This is a genomic window from Streptomyces sp. NPDC104371 (assembly GCF_055583785.1).
In genome coordinates, this window is record NZ_JBVJNF010000003.1 from 613,243 (window position 1) to 636,996 (window position 23,754).

A 23,754-nucleotide genomic window follows, 5' to 3' on the forward strand; every position below is an offset into this window, starting at 1 on the left:
CGTCCGGTGTCCGCGTGCGCCGTGTGCGTCAGCGGTGGTCGAAGCCGCCCTGTCCCGTGCCATGACCTCGCGCCGGGACGGCTCCCTCGTACACCTGCCGTTCGTCCGTCCCGCCCTGCCGCGCCGCGGGCATGAGCGGCCATCGTGCCCGCCCTCTGGAGTGCCGCTCACGGCGCTCGCGTACCGGCCAGAACAGTACGTACGCGGTGGAGACGAGCACGAAGCCCAGCCGCAGCAGGCCGCGCGTCGAGTCGTCGGGGACGACGAAGACACTGCCGTACAGGGTGAGCAGCCCGATCCAGCTCCACCACGGGACCAGGCGCTGCTGCCCGATCACGTCCCACAGCAGGGTGCCCAGCAGGACCGAGGCCGTGTAGTACGTGTAGACGCTGGGGTCCAGGAGGATGCGCGCGTTGGCCCCGAGCAGGACGACCGCCGCCAGCCGTCCGCGCCACACGGCCAGGCAGCCGAGTGTCAGTCCCAGCGCCGCCTGTGCGGGACGGTCCCAGGAGGGGGTCCGGGGGTCCCCGACGCCGAGCCAGCGCAGCGCGGACGCGGGTTGGTTGGGGATGGTGAACTGGGTCGCGGCGAACGAGTGCGGAGCGCCGACGAAGAACGGCAGCCAGGCGAGCGCGACCAGCCCCGCGCACCACAGGCCCGCGCGTGGCCACTGGTGTCTCGGCAGTGCGAGGAGCAGCGGCAGGAAGGCCAGCGCGGTCGGCTTGGAGTCCACCGCCAGGGCCAGGAACACACCGGTCGAGGCCGCGTTGCCGAGGGTGAGGGAGCGTACGGCCAGGGCCGTGAAGAAGAGGGCCAGGACGTCGTCGAGATGCCCGAAGCGGACCGCCACCTCGATCCACATGGGGATGAAGGCGAGGCCCGCGATCAGCACACGTCGGCGCAGCCGTTGGTGGTTGGTCCCGGTGCCCAGGAAGTACGAGGCGGCGCTGCGCCCGGCCAGGACCAGGATCACCGGCCCGAGCGCGGACATCAGCGCGGCGGCCAGCACCTGCCCGACGGCCTCGGGGAAGGGGTTGAACAGCCCCGCGACCAGGAAGCTGATGGGTCCCATCTGGAGTTCGGGGTGGTGGGCGTAGAGATTGAGTCCGCCGTCGTCGCGGCCGGAGGCGCCCGCGTAGATCAGCTCGCCGCCGGTGCGCAGATAGTGCCAGGAGAACCCACCGTGTGGCTCGACCACGATGAACCAGAGCACTGTCCAGGCGGCGAGCAGCACCAGGTGCATCCGATGACTGATGGCCGGCACACGTCTTCCTTTCGGCTTTCGCGCCCGCGGCTCCTCCGCGGATGCCATGGCCCCTCTCCATGAGATGACCTAACGGGAGGGAAGGTTCTCTCACCGCCGCGATCGGGCGGACAGGGCCAGGGCATCGCGTGGGAGCACCATCGTCAACTCGGCGCACATGCCGGTCAGTTGGCGGGCTGTGCCACCTCCGCCTCCGGTGCCTTCCGCGGTGCCGTGTCGGGGGAGGTGTAGAAGACCGAGGTGCCCTGCTTGCTGCGCTGGGCCTGGTTCTTGGCGACGAGGCCCTCCAGCGTGGTCCGGACGACCGTGGTCTTGACGCCGCGGTCGGGGTGAGCCTGGCCGAGCGCGGTGGCGACCTCCGCCGCCGAGCGGGGTTCGCTCTGTTCGGTGAGATGACGGCGGACGAGTTCGACGAGGGTGGGCTGTGCGGGCGTCGACGTGGCGGCCTTGCGCGCGGGCTTCGTGGCGGTGGCCTTGCGCGCGGGCTTGTCCGTGGCCTTCGTGGTGGTCTTCTTGGTGGCCTTCCGTTCCCGGGTCCGCTTGTCCGTACCCGACGCGGTGGCGTCCTTCTTCCGGGGAGCGGGCACCACGGCGTCGGTGGGCTCGGCGGGAGCCGGCGCGATACCGAGTGCCTTCTGCATGGTCACCAGCAGGGCGTGGTCCTGCTGGAGAGCGGTCAGTTGCTGTTGCAGGGAGCCGATCTCCGCGCTGATACGTTCCTGCTCCTTGACGTTGCGTTCGAGGTCGCTCGACACCTGGGCGGTGTACTGCGATGTCAGCTCGGTGGCGACAGTCCCGGTCTCGGACATGGTGTGGGCCTTCCTTGGTCGTGTGGCCGTGGTGATGGGTGTCCGTCGTTATGGGTGTGTGGAGTGCCGGGCTCATGTGCGTGCCCGACCCGCGCGCGCGTGACGTTCCCCGTCTATGACGCACCACGCAACAGGCCCTAGAGATAGTACGGACGAGTGCACTCTCCTGTGCCGCTCGAGTGATGTCCTTTGCCCAAGCGGAACTTCCCTGCGCAAGCGCGTCCTGATGCCTCATGACTCACGGTCGGCCCAACCGGGACTGACGCGATGTCAGCCACCATTACTCCAAACGTAGTGTTCCTCATATTTTCCGTATGTCTGACATGACAGAGATTGCGCGCGTATGTACGTTCAATCTCGCATCGGCTCACAGCCGACGTGTCTGAGACAGGAGAAGTGACATGGCAACGCGTTCCACCGCTGTTACTGCCGCGCTTGCGGCCGGTGCGGCCCTCGTGGCCACCGGTATCACCTACGCTTCCGCGGCTTCCGAGCCGGCCAATACGGCTCCGATCGCCCAGCAGGCCGCTCCCATCCCCGCTCCCGCCGCAGCCCCCGCCCCCGAGGCCGCCCTCGAGGGCAGCGGTGGCAACAACGGTCGGGGCGACAACGGCCGGGACAACGGCCGGGGCGACGACGACAACGACCGTGGTTACGAAGGCAAGGGCAACGAAGGAGGCCACGGAGGCGGAGGTGGAGGCCGGGAGCACGAGCACAAGCGCTTCCACATCGGCCGTATCCACATCAACGAGCGGGACTACCCGGCGATCCCGGACGGCTGCATCACCGTGGTCAGCGGGCTCGGCTCCAAGAGCCTCAACGTCCGCAACGACAGCCACCGCACCGTCGAGGTCTTCAGTGGTGCCACCTGCGACAACGGTGCCCCCATCGCTGTCGTCGGCCCCTGGAGCCAGTCGGACGGGCTGTTCCCGCGTCACGTCAGAGGTGGCGTGAAGGTCAAGCACGGTGTGGTGGGCAGCTTCCGCGTGATCAAGCGCCACCACCACGGCGACAAGGGCGACGACTTCGACAGGGACTGATCCCGTCACCCTTGTGAGTGAGGAGAACGAGGACCCCGGCCCGCCGGAATCGGGCCGGGGTCCTCGCCGTGCGTCCTGCGAAGGGACGCACGGCGCCCACGCTAAGGGCTGTCCCGTAATCCCTGGTGGATCAGCGCGCGGCGTCAGATGCGGTGCATCGCAAGGCGGAGGAGCGTCCGCATACTGGATGTATGCGGGCGTTCCGACAACGCGGCGAGGTGCCGTAGCTGTCGTCGCGCGCCCGCCAGGGATTACGGGACAGCCCTTAGACCCCTGCCGGACACTCCAGGGCCAAGGGCGCGGGGAGGATGCCTCGGCCGAGGAGTACGCGGAGCCGATTCGTGCCATGACCTGAGCGCCGGTCAGGACCGGTTGCCCGGAACGTTTCCGGGACCTTCCGTTCCGTCATGCCGTCCGGGGCTTCTGAGGTGCGGATGACGAGGACTTGGTGGTCCACCGGCATACAGAACCTCATGAAGATTGCCGGGAACCGGCAATGCGCCGAGGCCCGCGGGCCGGGCAGCATAGTGCGCGGGGAGCACGGCGGATGGTTCCGGTGCCGGACACCGGCAGGAGCCCGACACCGGAACCGGGGAGCCCGGCCGTGCGTCGTCCTGGATATGCGTGAGGTAGAGGGGGCCATGACATGCGGACGTTCCTGGAGGCCGCCACAGGTTTGCCCGCACTGCTGTTCACCGCCGCCCTGGTCGTGATCGCGTGCTTCTGGCTGCTGGTCGCGGTGGGGGCCACGACCTCGGACAGCTTCGACGCGGACGCGGACCTCAAGGCCTGGGGTCTTGGCGGGGTGCCGGTGATGGTCGCGCTCACCCTGGTGACGGTGTTCGCCTGGTTCCTCGCCGTCGGCGCGGCCGTGCTGCTGGCCGCCTGTGCGCTGCCGGGCACGGTCACCGGAGTACTGCGCCTGCTGGCACCGCCCGGCGCGCTGCTCCTGGCCTGGCTGCCGACCCGGCTGCTCGTACGGTCACTGCATCGCCTCTTCCCTGACGAACCGTCCCGGCCCGCCGCGGGAACCGGCGGCGACGGTACTTGTTCACCGAATGTTCCTGCCGGGACCGGCGGACCCGTTCGATACTTCTCGTACTCCACGGCCCAACGGCCGCTGCGGGCACGCGATCGCGTCGCCTGAGCCACCGCCTCGGGGATCCCGGATCCCACCCGCTTCACGCTCCGTCATCTCTCTACGCCTCAAGGACCTATGTCATGGAAGCCATCGGCGTACTCGCCGCCGTCTGTCTGCTTGCCGTCCTCGTCGTGCTGCTCGTCTTCTCCCGCTTGTTCCGCAAGGTGGAGCAGGGCAAGGCGCTGATCGTCTCCAAGACGCGGAAGGTCGATGTGACCTTCACCGGTCAGGTCGTGCTGCCGGTGCTCCACAAGGCCGAGGTGATGGACATCTCGGTGAAGGCCATCGAGATCACGCGCACCGGACGCGACGGGCTGATCTGCCGCGACAACATCCGCGCGGACATACGGATCTCGTTCTTCGTCCGGGTCAACAAGACCGTTGAAGACGTCATCAAGGTCGCCCAGGCCGTGGGTACGGCACGGGCCAGCGACAAGGAAACCCTTCAGGAGCTGTTCCACGCGAAGTTCTCCGAGGCGCTGAAGACCGTCGGCAAGCAACTGGACTTCACCGACCTGTACACCAAGCGCGAGGAGCTGCGGTACCGGATCATCGAGGTCATCGGTGTCGACCTCAACGGCTACCACCTCGAGGACGCGGCGATCGACTACCTGGAGCAGACGCCGCTGAAGCAGCTCGACCCGGCCAACGTCCTGGACGCGCAGGGCATCCGCAAGATCACCGAACTGACGGCCACCGAGCACGTGCGCACCAACGAGGCCCAGCGCACCGAGGAGAAGGAGATCGCCCGGCAGAACGTCGACGCCCGCGAGGCCATCCTGGAGCTGGAACGCCGTCAGACCGACGCCGAGATCAAGCAGCGGCGCGAGATCGAGACCGTCCGGGCGCGGGAGGAGGCCGAGACCGCGCGGGTCGTGGAGGAGGAGCGGCTGCGCGCGCAGAGCGCCTTCCTGCGCACCGAGGAACAGCTCGGTGTCCAGCGGGAGAACCAGGCCCGTGAGGTCGCCGTCGCCGCGAAGAACCGCGAGCGGGTCATCGCCGTCGAGAACGAGCGCATCGAGAAGGACCGGCTGCTCGAGGTCATCGCGCGTGACCGGGAGACGCAACTGACGCGGATCTCCGCCGAGAAGGAGGTCGAGGCGGAGAAGCGCGAGATCGCCGAGGTCATCCGCGAGCGGGTCGCGGTGGACCGTACGGTCGCCGAGCAGGAGGAGTCCATCAAGAAGCTGCGCGCCGTGGAGGAGGCGGAGCGCGAGCGCCAGGCCGTGATCATCGCCGCGGAGGCCGAGGCGCAGGAGAACCTGGTCAAGGGCATCAAGGCCGCCGAGGCCGCCGAGCAGGCCGCCACCCACCGCGCGGCCGAGGAACTCACCCTGGCCGAGGCCCGGTTGAAGTCCGCCGACCTCGAAGCCAAGGCCAAGCTGCGGCTGGCCGAGGGCCTTCAGGCGGAGGCGGCGGCCGAGGGGCTCGCGGCCGCGCAGGTCCGCGACAAGGAGGCCGAGGTCATCGAGAAGGCGGGCCGCGCCGAGGCCGTGGCCACCGAGGCCCGGATGCGCGCCGAGGCGGAAGGCTCGCAGGCCAAGGCGCTGGCCGAGGCGCTGGCCATCGGTGAGAAGCTCAAGGCCGAGGCGGCCGGACTCACCGAGAAGGCCGCGGCGATGGCCGCGCTCGACGAGGCGTCGCGCGGGCACGAGGAGTACCGGCTGCGGCTGGAGGCCGAGAAGGAGATCCGGCTCGCCGGTCTCGACGTCCAGCGGCAGGTCGCCGAGGCGCAGGCCACGGTGCTCGCCACCGGTCTGGAGAACGCCGACATCGACATCGTCGGCGGGGAGTCCGTCTTCTTCGACCGGCTCATGTCCTCGATCGCGCTCGGCAAGGGTGTCGACGCCGTCGTCGAGCACTCCGACACCGCGCGCAAGCTCGCCGGGCCGTGGCTGGACGGCACGTCGTCCTTCACCGACGACCTCACCCGGATCCTCGGCTCGGTCTCCTCGGCCGACCTCCAGCACCTGACCGTGTCCGCCCTGCTCATGAAGCTCATGAAGACGGGCGGTACGAACACCGGGCAGCTTCAGCAACTGCTGGAGAAGGCAGGCGAGTTGGGACTCGCGGACACTTCGCTCGCAGCGCTGAACGGCAGCGCGAAGAGCTGACCGGTCGACGGTCCGGAGCTGCCACACGGGGGGCAGCTCCGGACCGTCACTCCTGACTTCCTGAGAGGGATCCCATGACAACCGGCCAGGACACCGGTACCCGCGAGGCCCACGACATGCTCGACACCGGCACCTACGAGGTGTTGCGCGACCGCCTCGCCGCGCAGGCCGCCGAACTGGCGCGCCGCGTCCAGGCGCTCGACGCCCGCCGCACCGAGGAGTTCGGCTCGACGCGTCTCGAACTCGCCGGCACCGAGCGGCTGCGCACCGAACACCCGGGCGTGCCCGGCGACATCGCGGCCGTCGGTGACACCCTCCTGTTCGGGTACAACACCTCGTCCGGTGTGACAGCCGAGAAGGCCGTGGACGACGTCTTCGCCCTGCACGACCGCGAGTTGAACCGGCTGCCCGCGAGCGCCGTACCCGGCCTGCTGGACGACCCCGCCTTCGTACGGGAGTTCACGGCCCTGCACCGCTACTACCGGCAGGCCCGCCTCCTTCGGCTGCGCCGCCTCGACGGCAAGCTGCTCGCCGTCTTCCAGACCGGCGCGAAGGCCGAGGACATCCGCGTCCTGCGCTGGGCACTGACCGACGACGGACAGGCGTCCTTCCTCGACGCGCGCGGGGACCGCGACCATGTCTTCCCGCCGCCCTACGACTTCACCTGGACCGAGGCGACCCGCGAGGAACACGTACTGGGCCGCCACCCGCATGTCGCCGTCCAGGGCGAGGTGTTCGTCACCACGGTCGGCGGCGCGCTGACCGTCAAGGTGGAGGACGACACCGAGACGGGGGAGGGGATCTACGCCGAGCCCGTCGACGAACCGCTCCAGTCGCTCGCCGACGCGGACATCGCCCATGCGCGCGTGGGCGCCCTCATCCTGCTGCGCGTCCGCCCCTACAAGGAGGACGCCCACCGGTACCTGGTGTTCAACACCCTCACCCGGTCCGTGGTCCGCCTCGACGGCATCGGACAGGCCTGCCGACGGCTGCCCGAGGACCAGGGAATCGTCTTCGCGGGCGGCTACTGCCTGTCCACCGGCACCTGCAAGACCTACGAACTCGACACGGCGGACCTGGAGTTCCAGCGCGAGGTGCGCTCACCCAACGGTGAGGACGTCCTCTTCGCGTTCCGCGCGCGGGCGGGCGGCAACAGCCTGCTCCTGCCCTACAACGTGATCCGCAAGGAGATCGACGCCCCGCTGTCCTGCCACGGCTGGTCCCTGTTCGACGACGGCACACTCACCGTGCTGCGCGTCGAGAGCGACGAACCCGCCCGGGTCCACCCCGTCCAACTGTGGACCTCCCCCTACGTCTCCGACACCTACGCCGCCACCGCCCCCACCGGCAGCGGACCGCTCGCCCGCGTCGGCAACGCCGACCTCGTCCGCGGTATCGCCGACTGCCTGTCCATCACCCGCGCCGTCGCCGAGACCACCCCGACGACCGAGGTGTACAAGGCCCTGGCCGCCGCGTGTGTCCGCGCCGCCGACACTCACCACTGGCTCGGCGAGGACGAACTCGGCGACCTGCGGAGTCCGTTGGACGACGTCCACGCCACTGCCCGGCAGGTACTGGCCGAGTTCGAGACCGTACAGACGCTGACCCGGCAGGCCGCCGACGCCCTCGAAGAAGCCGCGGGCGCCGTCGCCGCAGTGGTACGCCGACTGCGCGGCGAGGCCCCGCGCGACGCCGCCGCCTGGGTGAACGGGCTGACCGAACTGCGCCATGCGCAGGGCCACTTGCTGACGATCAGGGAGATGCGGTACGCGGACACCGCGCGCATCGACGAACTGGCCGCCGGTATCGAGACGGACCTCGCCGCCTTCGGGCAGCGCGCCGTCACCTTCCTCGCCCGCCCGGACGCCTTCACCCGTCACCACGAGGACATCGAACGGCTCGTCACCGACGCCGAGTCGATCGCCACCGTCGCCGAGGCGGCGCCCCTCGTGGCCCGCCTGGACCAACTCGCCGACGGGCTCGACACGGTGACCGAGGTGGTCGCCGGTCTCACCATCGGCGACGCCACCGTCCGCACCTCCATCCTGGAACGCATCGCCGAGGTGATGGGCGGCGTCAACCGCGCCCGCGCCACCCTCGACGCCCGCCGCCGCGACCTCATGGAGAACGAGGGACGCGCCGAGTTCGCCGCCGAGTTCGCCCTGCTGGGCCAGGCCGTCACGGGCGCGCTGGCCGCGTCCGACACCCCCGAGGCCTGCGACGAACACCTCGCGCGTGTCCTCGTACGGGTGGAGGATCTGGAGTCCCGCTTCGCGGAGTTCGGCGACTTCCTCGGCACGCTCGCCGACAAGCGCGGCGAGGTCTACGAGGCCTTCACCGCCCGCAAGCAGGGTCTCGCCGACGCCCGCGCCCGCCGCGCGGAACAGCTCGCGGCCTCCGCCACCCGGGTGTTGGAGACCATCGCCCGCCGCTGCGCCACGCTCGCCGACACCGACGCGGTCAACACCTACTTCGCCTCCGACCCCATGGTCGCCAAAGTCCGCACCACCGCGGACGAGTTGCACGCGCTCGGCGACAGCGTGCGGGCCGAGGAGCTGGCGGGCCGCCTCAAGGCCGCGCGCCAGGAGGCCGCCCGCGCCCTGCGCGACCGCACCGACCTGTACGCCGACGGCGGCCGGACCGTCCGCTTCGGCAGCCACCGCTTCGCCGTCAACACCCAGCCCCTCGACCTCACTCTGGTCCCGCACGGCGACGGCCTCGCTTTCGCCCTGACCGGCACCGACTACCGCTCACCCGTCACCGACCCGGACGCCGCGGACGACCGTCTCCGGGACCGCCAACTGCCCTCCGAGTCACCGGAGGTGTACCGCGCCGAGCACCTCGCCGCCCGACTCCTCGACGCCCACGGCCCGGCGGCCCTCGCCCAGGCAGACGACCTGCCCGCCCTCGTACGCAAGGCGGCGGAAGAGGCGTACGACGAAGGCTACGAACGCGGTATCCATGACCACGACGCCACCGTCATCCTCGGCGCGCTGCTCTCCCTGTACGAAGCGGCCGGGCCGTTGCGCCACGAGCCCGCCGCCCGCGCCGCCGCCCACCTGTTCTGGGCGCACGGCACCACGGCCGAGGAGCGCCAGCACTGGACACGGCGCGCGGTGTCCCTCGCCCGCGCCGAGCGGACCTTCGGCCCGACGGCAGCCCTGGCCGACCTGCGGGCCGAACTCGCCGACACGATCAGCACTTGGGCCGGGGAGCACGGGAGCGCGGGCGCGGCAGCCGCCTACCTCTTCGAGGAGCTGACGAGCGGCCCCGACGGCTTCGTCCTCAGCGCCGCCACGCACACCCTGCTCGACAAGTTCCGCCACACCGTGGGGGTTTCGGCCTACGACGAGGACCTCGCCGCGCTCGGTGACCTCGCCGCACGGCGTCAACTGGCCGAGGCCTGGCTGTCCTCGTACGCCTCCGCCACCGGCACGGAACTCACCGCCGGGGACCTGGACGAGGCGGTGGCCGCCGAGCTGTGCCCCGACCTGACCCGCTACGAGTCGGACGCGCCGCTGACGGCCACCGCCGAGGGACTGCTCGGCACCCACCCGCGCATCACCAGCCGTCAACTGCCGGTGAGAATCGACGAGTTCCTTGCCCGGACGGCGGCGTTCAGGGAGCGGGACGTGCCCGCGTTCCGCGCCTTCCAGCGCCGCCGCGCCGAGCTGGTGACCGCCGAACGCTCCCGGCTGCGGCTGGACGACCACCGCCCGCGCACCATGCCCGCGTTCGTCCGCAACCGCCTCATCGACGAGGTGTATCTGCCGCTGATCGGCGACAACCTCGCCAAACAGCTCGGCACCGCGGGCGATTCACGGCGCACCGACACCGGCGGCCTGCTGCTGCTCATCTCCCCGCCGGGCTACGGCAAGACGACCCTCATGGAGTACGTCGCCGACCGCCTCGGCCTCATGCTCGTCAAGGTCAGCGGTCCGGCGCTGGGCCACGCCGTCACCTCGCTCGACCCGGCCGACGCCCCGAACGCCACCGCCCGCCAGGAGATCGAGAAGATCAACTTCGCGCTGGCGGCCGGGAACAACACCCTGCTGTATCTGGACGACATCCAGCACACCTCGCCCGAGCTGCTCCAGAAGTTCATCCCGCTGTGCGACACCACCCGCCGCGTCGAGGGCGTGTGGGACGGCGAGCCGCGCACCTTCGACCTGCGGGGCAAGCGGTTCGCGGTCTGTATGGCGGGCAACCCCTACACCGAGTCCGGCAGCCGCTTCAGGGTGCCCGACATGCTCGCCAACCGCGCCGACGTCTGGAACCTCGGTGATGTCCTGAGCGGCAAGGAGGACGTCTTCGCGCTCAGCTTCCTGGAGAACGCGCTCACCGCGAACCCGGTGCTCGCCCCTCTCGCGGGCCGCGACCGCGCGGACCTGGATCTGCTCGTCCGGCTGGCCGCCGGGGACCCCGCGGCCGGGGTCGACCGGCTCGTCCACCCGTACGCCCCCGCGGAGTTGGAGCAGATCCTCGCCGTCCTGCGGCATCTGCTCGCGCTGCGCGAGACCGTCCTGGCGGTCAACAGCGCGTACATCGCCTCGGCCGCCCAGGCCGACGCGTCCCGCGCGGAGCCGCCGTTCCAGTTGCAGGGTTCGTACCGCAACATGAACAAGATCGCTCAGCGGGTGCAGCCGGTCATGAACGACGCGGAACGCGCGGCCGTCATCGAGGACCACTACCGGGCGGAGGCCCAGACCCTCACCTCCTCGGCCGAGGCCAACCTCCTGAAGCTGGCCGAGCTACGGGGCGCGCTCACCGCCGAGGAGGCCGTGCGCTGGGCCGAGGTGAAGGCCGGGTACGTCCGCTCCCAGTCCCTCGGCGGGCCGGAGAGCGACCCGCTCACGCGGGCCGTCGCGGCGCTCGGTCTGCTCGCGGACCGTGTCGCGGCCGTCGAGTCGGCCATCAGGAACGCGGCCGACCCGCGTCACCTGCTCAGCAACCCCGACCGATGAGGTCAGTGCTTCTCGCCCAGCCACTCCGCGAGGACGGCGGCCTGGCTGTGGTCCACGTCCTTCGTGGCGGTGAGGAGCGTGAGCCTGTTTCTGGACGCCAGTTCGCGCAGATGTCCGGCCGCCTCGCGGTGGCCGGCATCGCGCAGCTCCGCGAGGTAGCGGCGGCGGAACTCGGTGAACCGGGACGGCTCATGGCCGTACCAGTGGCGCAGCTCGGTGGAGGGCGCCACGTCCCGTAGCCACTCGTCCAGATGCGCGTCCTCCTTGCGCATTCCCCGTGGCCAGACCCGGTCGACCAGCACACGCTTGCCGTCCTTCGGTGAGGTCTCCTCGTACACCCTGCGACAAGCGACCTGAGTGGACATGACACGGCCCTCCGCATCGATCGGCCGCCCCGCCGGGGAGCCGGTGGACGACCGGCCCCGCGGCGAAGCGGGCACCTTCCTATGGCCGAGTACCCCCATCTGAACGGTGCGCGAGCAGCAGCGCCGAGTCCGCGTGGAGCGTGATCCGTACCGGGGTGAAGGCGGTCGCGTCCACCGGGGACTCCCCGGTGCCGGGGCTGCGGGCATAGCGGGGATGGGCGCCGCCGCTGAGCTGCCAGCGGATGCGGTGACCGGCGGCGAAGCGGTGGGCGGTGCGGCTCATGGGCACCGTGACCCGCGTGGGCTCCTGGCCCGGCGTCCGGAGCGGGGTCAGCCCGTCGCAGATGTTGACCGAGCGGCCTTGCGCGTCCACGTCGCACAGGCGGGCGAAGACATGCGCGTGGCCGGTGTCCGTGGCGACGCTGAGCCGCGCGGAGACCGGGCCCAGGAGGTCCACGGGCTCGGTCAGCGGGGCGCTGGTGAACGTCAGCACGTCGTCCCGGGCCTCCAGCGCCCTGTTGTCCCGAGCACCGGCGGTGCCGGAGAGCAGGGGCCCACCGACGGACGGCGTCGGGTCGGCCGGGTCGTAGCGGAACGACGCCACGGGGCCGGAGTCCGTGGGGCCGTGCCGGGTGAGGTGGCCGTCCTGGGTCGGCCACCACGCGGTGGTGGCCGGTGCCGACGGCCAGTCGTCGAGGTCCCGCCAGCCGTCGCCTCTGTGCACACGTACGCGCGTGGGGCGCAGACCGGAGGGGTCGTCGCACAGGTGCGCGCGCAGCCAGGCGAGGCTCTCGGCGAACACCTCGGGCCATCCCTTCTGCAGCGCGGAGGTGTGGGTCCAGGGGCCGACGAGCAGGGCGGTCTCGCATCCGGCCCGCCGCAGGCGTGCGTACTGCTCGAAGCTCTGGTCGACCAGCGCGTCGTGCCACCCGGTGAGCAGAGCGGTCGGCACCGCCAGCCGCTCCGCGACCGCCGCCGACGACGCGCCGCTCCAGTACGGGTCCGCGGCGTCCGGGTGTGTCATCACTTCGTCCAGCCAGGGCACTTCCCCGAGCGCGGGCACGTACGCACGGCGCAGCGGCCTTGCGGTGGTGATGTGCCGCAGACGGCGTCGCAGGCGCAGGGACGCCTTCAGGAAGGCCGCCATCCCCTGATGCTGGTAGGTGATGCCCACGCCGTCGGCGAGTGCGGTCTCCAGGCGGAGCACTCCGTGTTCGTAGAAGAGGGCGTAGGGATCGTGCAGCCCCACCTGCATCACCATGGCCTTCAACTCGGGCGGCGGATCCAGGGCGAGGCCCCACTGCACATAGCCCAGGTAGCTGGCGCCGACGGTGCCGAGCCGTCCGTCGAACCAGGGCCGCTCACGCAGCCAACGCACCGTGGCCTGCCCGTCGGCGGCCTCGTTGCGCCACAGATCGAACGCACCGCCCGAGCCGCCCGTGCCGCGGCAGCTCTGGAGGACCACGTGGAAGCCCTGTTCGGCGAAGAGCAGGCCGTACATGGGGGACCACGGGAAGCCCCGGCCGTAGGGCGAGCGCACCAGCAGGGTGGGGAAGTCGCCCTCGGCGCGCGGGAAGTAGTGGTCCGTGAGCAACAGGCTGCCGTCGTCGGCCGGTACGACCAGGCCCGGCTCCCAGCCGACGTTGTACCGCCTGTCCGGGAGCCCGCGCCAGGTCGCCCGCATCATCCGCGCGGACAGCGGCGGCTTCCCGGACGGCGGTGCCCAGGCGGACCTCGGCGCAGGAGCGTGCGTGGGTGAAGACATCGTTCCCCTCCTCAATTCACGTACGATGTACGAGAATACGGGATGGTTGGATGGCGGATGCAAGGGCTTCCGTGAGCAAGGAAGGAGCCGAGGCCATGTCCGGGGACCGAGGGGCCGGGGCCACAGGCGTCGACCCTCAGCAGCTCTGGCTGACGTCCGATCAGCCCCGCAGGGGACGTCGGCCCGCCTACGACCGCGCGACGATCACGGCGGCGGCCGTCGCCCTCGCCGACGCGGAGGGGCTCGACGCGGTCACCATGCGGAAGGTCGCCGCCCAGGTCGGCGCCGGTGTCATGTCGCTCTACAGCTACGCCCCCGACAAGGAGGCACTGCTGGAGCTGATGGTCGACCACGTCAGCGGCGAACTGCCGACCACGCTCCCCTCCACCGGCGACTGGCGCGCCGACCTCAAGGCCGTCGCCCGCCTCCAGCGCGCCCTGATGCTGTGCCACCCCTGGCTGCCCGCCGCCCTGACCACGCGCCGCACCCCCGGACCCCACACCCTGGCGTTCCTGGAACACGCGCTCGCGGCCCTGCGGCCCACCGGACTCGACGGTGCCGCGAAGCTGGAGATCTTCGCCCAGCTCACCGCGTTCGTGGCCGGGCATGTCTCCTACGAGATCGCCCAGGCCACGGTGTCACGCTCGCCCGACCGCGCCGCAGCCGAGGCCCGCTACCTCGCGGCCGCGGCGGCGGACGGCGAGCACCCCGAACTCGCCGAAGCCCTGGCGGCCCCCGGACGTCCCCTCGGCCCCGAGGACACCTTCACCCGGTTCCTCAACCGCCTGATCGACGGCCTCGACAGCGACTGAGCACGAGGATCGCCGCGTCGTGGCGTGCCCTAGGGCTTGGGCCGTCGGCCGGGTGCCCGGGGTACGGGCTTGATCACCCGGGACGCGGCGGGCACCTCCGCGGCGTCGAAGACGTGGTCGCCGTACAGGTCCTGGAGCCAGTTGGCCTGGTAGATGGTGTCGAGATAGCGCTCGCCGAGGTCCGGGGCGATGGCCACCGCGGTCAGGCCCCGGGTGTCATGCCGGGTCAGCCAGTCCATCGCCCCGCTGACCACCGTCCCCGTGGACCCGCCGAACAGGAACCCGCGCCGGGCCAGCCGGTGGCAGGCGCGGATCGTGTCCGCCTCCTCGACCCATATCACCTCGTCCACGAAGGACTCGTCGAGCAGCGGTGGACGCATGCTCATGCCCAGGCCCGGGATCATCCGGCGGCCGGGCTTGCCGCCGAAGGCCACCGAACCCACGCTGTCCACCGCGATGATCTGCACCGGCCGGTGCCGCTCCCGGAAGTAGCGCGCGCAGCCCATCAGGGTGCCGGTGGTGCCCGCGCCGATGAACAGCACGTCCAGGCGCGGGAACTCGCGCGCGATCTCCGGTGCCGTCTTGCGGTAGTGCGCCCGCCAGTTGCCCGGGTTGGTGTACTGGCTGAGCCACACATATCGCTCGTCGGAGGCGCACAGCCCCCGGACGTAGTCGATCCGCGCGCCGAGGAAGCCGCCGTTGGCGTCCAGGTCGGAGAGGATGTGCACCTCGCTGCCCAGCGCCTCCATCAGCAGCCGCGTCGACAGATTGCACCGGGAGTCCGTCACGCACAGGAACCGGTAGCCCTTGCTCGCGGCGATCATGCTGAGCGCCACGCCGAGGTTGCCGGACGAGGACTCGACCAGGATCGAATCCGGCTTCAGGACCCCGTCCCGCTCGGCGGTCTCCACCATCTCGGCCGCCGCTTTCAACTTGATGGAGCCGGCGAAATTGAAGCCCTCGCATTTCAAGTAGAGGGAGCGTCCGAAGATCGACTGGAGGTCGACGAAGAGCCGGCCTTCGTTGAAGGCATGAGGGGCGGAAATGACGGGCACGATGGCCTCCTGACAACAGGATCGAACGGCACGGGCGTTCAGCCGTACCGGCGCAGTTCGTGGAAGAAGTCGTCGATGAGGTGGAGGCGTCCGGTTCGGGCCAGTTCGTCGTAGACGTACTTGCCGACGGCGAGGTCGAGGACCCCGAGCCCGAAGGGCGAGAAGATCACGGGCCGGTCGGTGGGCGGGGTGACCCGGCCGGTCAGGACGTCGTCGAGGGTGCCGTCCAGGAAGTCGCGGTTGCCGGTGAGTTGCTCGGCCAGGTGGGGAGAGGTGTCGGCCTTCAGACAGTGCTCGACGTCGTCGACGAAGTTGGCCGAGGCGAGCAGGATACGGGGGTCGAGGTCGCGCAGGGACACATGCAGGACCAGCGGGTGGTGGTCGAACCAGGACGGGTCGGTGACATGAGGCGCGCCCGCGACGGTGGCGAAGACCACCAGGTCGCTGGAGCGGATCAGTTCCTCCGCGCTGTCGTGGACGGTGATGCGCGCGTCCTCGGCCACCGCACCGGACTCCCGTAGGTAGCCGCAGAATCCGGCGCTGCTGTCGGTGGACAGGTCGTGGACGCCGATGGTGTCGAACGTCCAGCCGGTGCCCGCCAGGAAGGTGTGGATGTAGCGGGCGATCAGGCCCGTGCCGATGAAGCCGATCCGGGTGGGGCGCGGACGGCCCCGGCTGAGCCGGTCGGCCGCCAGCGCGGCGGAGGCCGCCGTCCTGGTGGCGCTGATGATGGAACTCTCCAGGCAGGCGAAGGGGTAGCCCGTGTCGTGGTCGTTGAGGATGAGCACGGCGGACGCCCGCGGCAGACCGGCCGACACATTGTCCGGGAAGCTGGAGATCCACTTCAGGCCGTCCACGCGGATCGGCCCGCCGATGGAGGCCGGGAGCGCGATGATGCGGTCGGCGGGACGGTCCGGGAAGCGCAGGAAGTACGACGGTGGGTTGACCGAGTCCCCGGCGCCGTGCAACCGGTAGATGGCCTCGACCAGATCCACGATCTCCCGCTCGTGCCCGCTCAGCGCCTGCTGCACCTGCGTGCCGGAGACCAGCGCGAAGGACGGCGGGCCGGACGGGGACGTCCCGGGCTGCGGGGCGAGTGACGGCTGTGCTGTCATCGGGGGTTCACCTCCACGGTGGCGGAGTGATCGGCGAGCCGTCGGGGTTCGGCCATGGCGACCAGGACCTGGCGCTCTCCGCTGTAGGGCTCTCTGCTGTGCGCGGTGCGGATGTTGTCGACGAGCATCAGGTCGCCGGGCCGCCAGGGCTCGCGCTGGGTGTGCTCCTCGTAGGTGGCGTTCAACTGCTGGACGATGTCCTCGCTGATCGGGGTGCCGTCCCCGAAGCGGGTGTTGAACGGCAGCCCGTCCTCGCCGTAGACGTCCACCAGGTACTCGCGCACCTCCGGGGCCAGGGTCCACTCGTTGAGGAAGGCGATCTGGTTGAACCAGCAGCGCCGGCCGGTGACCGGGTGGCGTACGACGGCGCCGCGGCGCTGGCGCGTGTGCAGGGAACCGTCGTTCTGCCACGTGAAGTCGATGGCATGGGAGCGGCAGTACTGCTCGATGGCGGCCCGGTCCTCGGTGCCGAACGACTCCGTCAGGGACGCCCCGATCTCGTCGTTGTAGCTGCGCGTGAGCAGCCAGCCCTCGCGCTCGAACCGCTCGGTGAGCGCCGTCGGCAGCGCCTGGAGCATCTGTTCCGCGTCGGCGACCCCGGTCGCCCCGCCCTCGTCGGCCGCGGTCAGACACGCGAACAGCATCAGACCGGGGACCTCGAGGGCGTAGCTCAGTTCATGGTGCATGCACATCGGCTGGTTGGTCGGCCAGGTGGAGGAGGAGTACAGCCCGGGGCCGTAGGACTCCCGGGGCGCGAACGCCTCCCGCTCCGCCATCAGCTCACCCGCGAGGCCCGCGAAGACGGCACCGACCTGATCCGGCTCCCGCAGTCCCAGACCACGGACGAGCACCGCGCCGTGTTCGGTGACCCGGGCACGCAGGGCCTCGCGATGCCGGGCCGCCCACGTAGGCACATCGCCGGGGGAGTCGACCTGGAGCATCGCGGGTTTGCCCGGCTGCAGCGCCACTTCGAGAAGTGAGGCCGGGGAGGAGAGGGACATCTCGGATTCCTTTCGATCGCCACTCAGGAGGCTCGATGAGGCCCAAGGATCAGGAGGACGCCATCAGTTCGGCGGGGCCCAGGACGGCCTTCGCCGCCTCGGCGGGACGGGTGCGCAGGAAGTAGTGGCCGCCGTCGGGGATCTCGTGCAGTTCCACGTGTTCGGCCAGCAGCAGCCAGTCGCGGTATCGGGTGCGGAACGGGGCGGTGCTCGGGTCATCGGCGGCGATGACCACGGTCACCGGCGCGGACAGCTTCACCGCCGGAGGGCGGTCCAGGGCGTCGGCGAAGTAGCGGTGCGCGGACACACAGTCATGGCGGTACGCGGCGCCGATGTGCTCGGCGTGCCGCGCGTTCAACTCGCCGAGTTCGGTGTACCCGCTGTCCGCGCCGAGCCGCGCGGCGATCTCGGCGTTGCTCTGTTCCGCCAGCTCGGTGACGGCCGCGCGCCGGTCGTCCGCGGTGCCGGGCAGTTGCGCGCCGAGGAACACCCTGAGGACCTCCACCCCGCGGTCCCGCAGCATCCGCGCCGTCTCCACGGCGAGTGCGGTGCCCGAGGAGTGGCCCCACAGCATGACCTTGGTCAGACCGCGCGCGGTGATCTCGGCGGTGACCTGTTCCGCCACGCGCGTCGGCGGCGCGAACGGCTCGTGGTGGGCGGCCAGATCATGACCGGGCAGATCGACCGCGTACACCGCGGGGCCGCCCTCGGCCAGGGCCGCGGCCATCGGCATGAAGTTCACCGCGTTGCCACCGGCGTACGGGAAGCAGACCAGGGCACCTCGCGCCGTACCGCCCGGCTCCGAGAGGGGCTGGAGCAGCTCCGGGCGCTCCTGGGGGGTGCCGTCGAGGAGCGCGGCGAGGTCGGCGAGCACGGGGTGGCGCGTGATGTCCTTGAGGGACACCGCGCGGTCCAGGGCGATGGTGAGCTTCACCGCCGACAGCGAGGTGCCGCCGGAGTCGAAGAAGTGGTCCTGACGGCCGATCCGGTGCGCGGGGATGCCCAGCACCTCGGCCCAGACGGCCGCCAGCTTCCGCTCGGCCGGGGTCTGCGGGGCGCGGTCCCGCGCATCGGCGCCCTCGGCGTCCGCGGTTTGTGCGGCCTGCTCGGCCAGCGCGGTCAGGGCCTTCCGGTCGATCTTGCCGTTGGCGGTCAGCGGCAGGCTGTCGCGCCAGTGGAACGCCGAGGGGACCATATAGACCGGCAGCGCGGCGCCCAGCGCCCGGCGCAACTCCTCCGCGGACAGGGACTGTCCGGTGTAGAACGCGATCAAGTGCGTGCTCCGGTCGGGCCGTTCGGTGACCACCACCGCGCCGTCGCGCACCCCCGGCACCCGCAGCAGGGTGTTCTCGATCTCGCCGATCTCGATCCGGAAGCCGCGGATCTTCACCTGGTTGTCGCGACGGCCGAGGAACTCCAGCTTGCCGCCCGGATGCCAGCGCCCCCAGTCACCGCCCAGATAGAGCCGCTCACCGGGCCGGTACGGATCCTCCCGGTAGGCCTCTCGGGTCCGCTCCGGATCGTTGACGTACCCCCGCCCGACACACACCCCGGAGAACGCGATCAACCCCGGCGCGCCCAGTGGCACCAGCGCCATCCGCTCGTCGACGACGTAGACACGGACGTTGTTGACCGCGTGCCCGAGCAGGACGCGCCTGCCCTCCGGGACCTCGTCCATGATCTCGTGGTTGGTGTCGTCCGATGTCTCCGTCAGACCGTAGGCGTTGATCAGCCGGATGCCCGGCCGACAGGTGAACCAGCGCTGGACCAGCTCCCACTTCAACGCCTCACCGGTCACCGACACACATCTCAGGTCCGGCAGCGCGCGGGGGTACTGCTCCAGGTACGAGACCACCACCTCCAGATAGGAGGGCACCACCTGCATGACACTCACATGGCCCCGGGCGATGGTATCGACGAACCGCTCCACATCGACGATCGCCTCCTGGCCGACCAGGAGCGTCCGTCCGCCCACCAACAGCGCGGACAGCAACTGCCACAGCGAGATGTCGAAGCACTGCGGGGCCGTCTGCGCCACCACCTGCCCCTGATCGATCCCCAGGTCGTCGATCTTGGCGTAGAGGTGGTTGAGCATGCCCGCGTGCTCGCACATGGCCCCCTTCGGCGCACCGGTGGAGCCGGAGGTGAAGTAGATATAGGCCAGTTGACCGGCCGTGACCTCCACCCCTACGTCGCCGTCGTCCTGCTGTTCCGCGTAGGCCTCCCCGACCAGCAGCCTCTCGACCCCGGGCAGGGAGGTCAGGGCCTGGTCGAGGCTGTCCGTACTGCCGGACTCGGTCAGCACCAGACGGCACTCGGCGCGTGACAACGTTGCCTCGACGCGGCCGGCCGGGAAGTGCGGTTCGATCGGCAGATACACACCCCCGGCCTTGAACACCGCCAACACGGCGGCGAGCCAGTCGAGATCGCGTTCGGTGACCACACCCACCACGTCCTCGCGGCCCAGGCCCCGCGCCAGCAGCGCCCGCGCCAGCCGGTTCGCGCGCGCGTTCAGCTCTCCGTACGTCCACGCGCGGTCGCCGTGGACCGCGGCCACGGCCTCCGGATGTGCACGCACCCGCTGCTCGAAGAGTTCATGCACCCGCGCCTTCGGCAGCGTCCGGCTCGGCCCGGCCAGCCCGTCGAGCTGGTACTCCCGCTCATCGGGCGACAGCAGGCTCCGCTGTGCGTGGTCGGCGTCGGGGTCGGCGGCGATCAGCCCCAGTGCCGTGAGGTGGTAGCCGCCGATACGGGCCGCGGACTCGGCGTCCAGCGCCTCGGTGCGGTACCGCAGCCGCACCGCCAGCTTCCCGCCGCGGTCGCACCAGTCCACCCTGAGCACCGCGTCCTCGGCCAACTCGCCCTCGGTTCCCGCCGGGTCGTACACGACCTCGGGCGAGGCTCCCGCGACGCCCGACTCCCGCCGCAACTCGGCCACCGGGAAGTCACGATGGGCCAGCACCTCCGCCTCGACGCGGTGCGCGTGGCGCACCAGATCGCGCCAGGAACCGGGGACTACGGTCAGCCGACAGGGCAGCGGATCTCCCGCCGCTCCGGCCGCGTATCCCGTCACCACCTGCTGCTCACCCGACAGCGCGGACAGCACCTTGGCGTGCGCGGCCAGGAGCACCGCGCTCGGCGGCACCCCGGACTCCGACGCCAGCGTGCGGACCGTCGTCAGGACGTCGCCGGGCACCACTGCCTCGTACTCGGCCGTACCTGCCGTGGGCTTGCGGACCCAGCGGGGGACCGTGGTGACACCACCGGCGGCCAGCACACCGCTCCAGAACTCCCGGTCCGCCTGTACGTGCGCTCCCATCGAATGGCCTTCCTCAACTCGCCGTCGCCGCGGCGCCGTCTGCCGTAGCGCTTCCGGTTCCGGTCGCTGTCGCCGAGCCGATGCCGGGGGGCTGATCGGAGTCGGCCGGCATCTCCACGGCGGGGTTTCCTCCCCACCGTGCGTCCGGCGGGACTTCCTCGCCCTTCATCAGGAAGGAGTCGGGAGCCAGCACGGCGCCGTCCCCGATCGTCACGCCGTAGTGCACATGGGCGGCGACCCCGAGCGTGCAGCCCGAACCGAGCGTGGTGTGGTCGGACTTGAAGGTGCCGTCCTCCTGTGAATGACACTGGATCTTGCTGCCGACGTTGAGAGTGCAGTCGTCCCCGACAGTGCTGAGCGTCCGCTCCGTCATATAGACGCCGTCGTCGAAGACCCTGCGGCCGATGCGCACACCCATCAGCCGCCAGACCACGTTCTTGAACGGAGTCCCGTTGAACACGTTGAGGTATTTGTCAGGCACCTTCCACAGACGCTCGTGCCACCAGAAGTACGGGTCGTAGATGGAGCACAACTGGGGGCTCAGCCGGCGGAAGGAGGTGATGGTGCGTTCCACCAGGACGAAGTACAGGGTGGTGAATCCGAGGGAGAAGGCCAGATAGAAGCCGATCACCAAGTACCCGAGCACACCGTAGAGTTCCACGGAGGCCAGACCGAATCCCGTGAGGATGAAGGTGTGCAGCCAGCGCAGGAGCAGATGGAGGCTCATCGAGCGGGCGTTGTAACGGTTCTTCGCGGAGAGATGGCGGTGGAGTTCGTCGCCTGTCCTGAGATGGTCGAACCGGGAGTCACGCTCCACGGACCGGGGAATCTCGAAGCTGGGCGAGCCGAGCAGTCCGACACCTTCGCGGATCTCACCGTCGAGCGGAACCATGACCTTCGTCGCGAGCAGACAGTTCTCGCCCGTCCTGGCCCCCGCGGGGAAGGCGATGTTGTTGCCGAGGAAGTTGTGCGCGCCGATCGACGCACGCGTGACCCGGAAGGAGGTGTTGGAGTATTCGGCGTTGAGGATGGACAACCCGTCGGCCACCATCGTGCCGCTGCCGACCGATGCCAGGAACGGCGTCTCCTGCTGCACTTCCGTGCCGAAGTTCGATCCTGTCTGCTCGACTTTGGACAGGTCGTAACCGATGCCGCGCAGATAGTGGACGATATAGGAGCTGTCACCGAAGAACCAGGTGAAGAACTTCAGGTTCGTGAGGCCGACGATCGCCCGGTGCGCCGCGTAGTGGACGCTGTAGAGCGGATAGACCCGGTCGGGCTTGACCAGCAGACTCAGCAGCCGCGGCACCACGCACATCGCGGCCAGTCCCGCGAAGAAGAAGCCGAAGAACGCCAGGAAGGACAGGGTCAGGGCGTCGACGAGGAACTCGGTCGACAGGATCCTGACCGAGTCGGGGTTCAGCCGGTCACCGAGCGCCGGGACCAGGGAGAACAGCATGTACGAACCGCCGATGAACAGCGGGATGTACAGGACGAAGAGCTGACACAGGCTGCTGAGGGCGAAGCGCACCCGGCGCGCGGTGCCGCAGGGGGCCGGGGCGACCCGCATATGGTCGATGTCCGTGGGCTGTGCCGGGGACCCGTGGTGGCGCTCGCCGTCCGGGATCGTCTGGCCGCGGTACAGGGCGGACGCGTGGCCGAGTTGAGCCTTGTCGCCCATCGACGTGTCGATGTCGAGCACGGTCTTCTCGCCGATGAACACATCCCGGCCGAGGGTGACCCGGCCGGTCTGGATCTTCCCGGCGTGCGCCCGGTAGCAGAGGAAGAACGAGTCCTTGCGGATCACCGCGCCGGAGCCGATCGTGAGCAGATCCGTACAGACCGGGACGCTGCGGGAGAGGATCGTGACCCCCTTGCCGATCCGCGCGCCGAGCGCCCGCAGATACAGCACGTACAGCGGGTTGCCGACGAGCAGGATCATGGGGTTGGCGTGGAGCAGCACCTTGATGATCCAGAACCGCAGATACGTCAGCCCCCAGACCGGGAACTCACGGGGTTTCCAGCGGCCGATGAGGATCCATTTGGCCGCGATCGGAAACAGGCACACCACGAGGAATCCGGTGCCGCCGAACACGATCGACCGCAGGTAGATGTGGAACGCGTCCGGGCCGTCGGAGACCCAGTCGTACCCTTCGGCGGTGACCAGACCGGTGACGAACGAATACGCCAGGAAGGCCAGCAACTGGAGGACTCCGCACAGGATGTAGTTCCGTGTGCTCGACCGGGGGCGCGGGGGCGGCGATGCCGCCGTGGACGTCGCCGGATCCGCGGAGGGCGACGGCGGGTTGATGGGCACGGCGTCCGCGAGGGCCGCGGCCAGACCTCGGATCGTGGGCTGCCGGTAGATGTCCTTCATGGACACGGACGGCAGATCCGGCCGCTTTCTCACCCGCGCGCAGAACTGCGCCATGACAAGGGAATTGGCCCCGAGATCCTCGAAGAAGTGGCTGTCGACAGATACCTGTTCGACGCTGACCAGGTCGGCCAGTACTTCGGCCAGTTTCCTTTCGGTGTCCGCGGTCGCTGCATTGCCGGCCGTCTCGGATGGGCCCGAACCAGTGATCAAGACCTCGGCAGGCTTATCCATCGCTGCAAGCTCCTTGAGGATGTTTGATGACCATCGGCGAAAGGTGACCGGTCCGGTGCCCTCGCGTCGGTCATGGCCGATCCGGATGGTCCGGAAGCCACGAGGTCGCGTTGTATCAGCGGATCGTCAAGCGGTTCGTTTGCAGATTCTGTCGAACATCATCTGGTTGTCACTCGTAATCGATCACGATGGCACGACCGTAACGCTCTGGGGGGTGCTCTTCCCTGATTCCGTGGGCCGTTGGGGTGAATAACTACACCCATGTGGGGGAGTTCGCCTTTCGGCGGGGCACCTCGCGTGCCGCTTCGCCATCTCACCAAGGAAACCCTCGAGCTCATCGAGGAGACCCATCGAGGAGCCCCTCGACCGCCTCCGTGGTGGG

General features: G+C 70.1%; 14 protein-coding genes. 5 read left to right on the forward strand and 9 right to left on the reverse strand.

What is annotated here, in order from left to right:
* Nucleotides 1-28 precede the first annotated feature (28 nt).
* Together ACZ60T_RS13480 and ACZ60T_RS13485 are read right to left on the reverse strand one after the other, a co-directional pair.
* Complete coding sequence (locus ACZ60T_RS13480; protein ID WP_469666087.1) at nt 29-1,243, reverse strand: hypothetical protein; 1,215 nt, start codon at nt 1,241-1,243, stop codon at nt 29-31.
* A 185-nt stretch (nt 1,244-1,428) separates the two neighbouring features.
* Complete coding sequence (locus ACZ60T_RS13485) at nt 1,429-2,073, reverse strand: hypothetical protein (protein ID WP_469665970.1); 645 nt, start codon at nt 2,071-2,073, stop codon at nt 1,429-1,431.
* Nucleotides 2,074-2,474: 401 nt separating this feature from the next.
* On the opposite strand from ACZ60T_RS13485, the gene ACZ60T_RS13490 reads away from it, so the two are divergent.
* From ACZ60T_RS13490 to ACZ60T_RS13505, 4 genes are all read left to right on the forward strand, one after another.
* Complete coding sequence (locus tag ACZ60T_RS13490) at nt 2,475-3,113, forward strand: hypothetical protein (RefSeq protein ID WP_365627053.1); 639 nt, start codon at nt 2,475-2,477, stop codon at nt 3,111-3,113.
* A 646-nt stretch (nt 3,114-3,759) separates the two neighbouring features.
* On the forward strand, nt 3,760-4,260 hold the full coding sequence (locus tag ACZ60T_RS13495; protein WP_469665971.1) for a hypothetical protein: 501 nt from the start codon (nt 3,760-3,762) through the stop codon (nt 4,258-4,260).
* A gap of 74 nt (nt 4,261-4,334) precedes the next feature.
* Nucleotides 4,335-6,368 (forward strand): flotillin family protein, encoded by a 2,034-nt coding sequence (locus tag ACZ60T_RS13500; protein ID WP_365627058.1) that lies wholly within the window; start codon nt 4,335-4,337, stop codon nt 6,366-6,368.
* A gap of 74 nt (nt 6,369-6,442) precedes the next feature.
* Nucleotides 6,443-11,332 carry a DNA repair ATPase gene (locus ACZ60T_RS13505; RefSeq protein WP_469665972.1) on the forward strand — a complete coding sequence of 1,630 codons (4,890 nt, stop codon included), beginning with the start codon at nt 6,443-6,445 and terminating at the stop codon, nt 11,330-11,332.
* A gap of 2 nt (nt 11,333-11,334) precedes the next feature.
* Here the strand turns inward: ACZ60T_RS13505 and ACZ60T_RS13510 are convergent, their stop codons facing one another.
* Entirely contained in the window at nt 11,335-11,697 is a 363-nt protein-coding gene (locus tag ACZ60T_RS13510; RefSeq protein WP_469665973.1) for a DUF488 domain-containing protein, read from the reverse strand.
* A 79-nt stretch (nt 11,698-11,776) separates the two neighbouring features.
* On the reverse strand, nt 11,777-13,462 hold the full coding sequence (locus ACZ60T_RS13515; protein WP_469665974.1) for a CocE/NonD family hydrolase: 1,686 nt from the start codon (nt 13,460-13,462) through the stop codon (nt 11,777-11,779).
* A 95-nt stretch (nt 13,463-13,557) separates the two neighbouring features.
* Here ACZ60T_RS13515 and ACZ60T_RS13520 point away from each other — a divergent pair, with 95 nt between their 5' ends.
* Complete coding sequence (locus tag ACZ60T_RS13520; protein WP_469665975.1) at nt 13,558-14,274, forward strand: TetR/AcrR family transcriptional regulator; 717 nt, start codon at nt 13,558-13,560, stop codon at nt 14,272-14,274.
* A 29-nt stretch (nt 14,275-14,303) separates the two neighbouring features.
* Here the strand turns inward: ACZ60T_RS13520 and sbnA are convergent, their stop codons facing one another.
* From sbnA to ACZ60T_RS13545, 5 genes are read right to left on the reverse strand one after another with little or no spacing between them, the layout of a single operon-like run.
* Nucleotides 14,304-15,329: a 2,3-diaminopropionate biosynthesis protein SbnA gene (gene sbnA / locus ACZ60T_RS13525; RefSeq protein WP_252426793.1), complete on the reverse strand. Its 1,026-nt coding sequence runs from the start codon at nt 15,327-15,329 to the stop codon at nt 14,304-14,306.
* Nucleotides 15,330-15,367: 38 nt separating this feature from the next.
* Nucleotides 15,368-16,444: a 2,3-diaminopropionate biosynthesis protein SbnB gene (gene sbnB, locus ACZ60T_RS13530; protein WP_365627075.1), complete on the reverse strand. Its 1,077-nt coding sequence runs from the start codon at nt 16,442-16,444 to the stop codon at nt 15,368-15,370.
* A complete protein-coding gene (locus tag ACZ60T_RS13535; RefSeq protein ID WP_469665976.1) occupies nt 16,441-17,445 on the reverse strand; it encodes a TauD/TfdA family dioxygenase in 1,005 nt (334 codons plus the stop codon). Before ACZ60T_RS13535 ends, sbnB begins: the two co-directional genes overlap by 4 nt.
* A 49-nt stretch (nt 17,446-17,494) precedes the next feature.
* The gene (locus ACZ60T_RS13540; RefSeq protein WP_469665977.1) at nt 17,495-20,764 is read right to left on the reverse strand and encodes a non-ribosomal peptide synthetase; all 3,270 of its coding nucleotides are present in this window, start codon (nt 20,762-20,764) and stop codon (nt 17,495-17,497) included.
* Between the two features lie 13 nt (nt 20,765-20,777).
* Nucleotides 20,778-23,372: a Pls/PosA family non-ribosomal peptide synthetase gene (locus tag ACZ60T_RS13545; RefSeq protein WP_469665978.1), complete on the reverse strand. Its 2,595-nt coding sequence runs from the start codon at nt 23,370-23,372 to the stop codon at nt 20,778-20,780.
* Between the last annotated feature and the right edge of the window lie 382 nt (nt 23,373-23,754).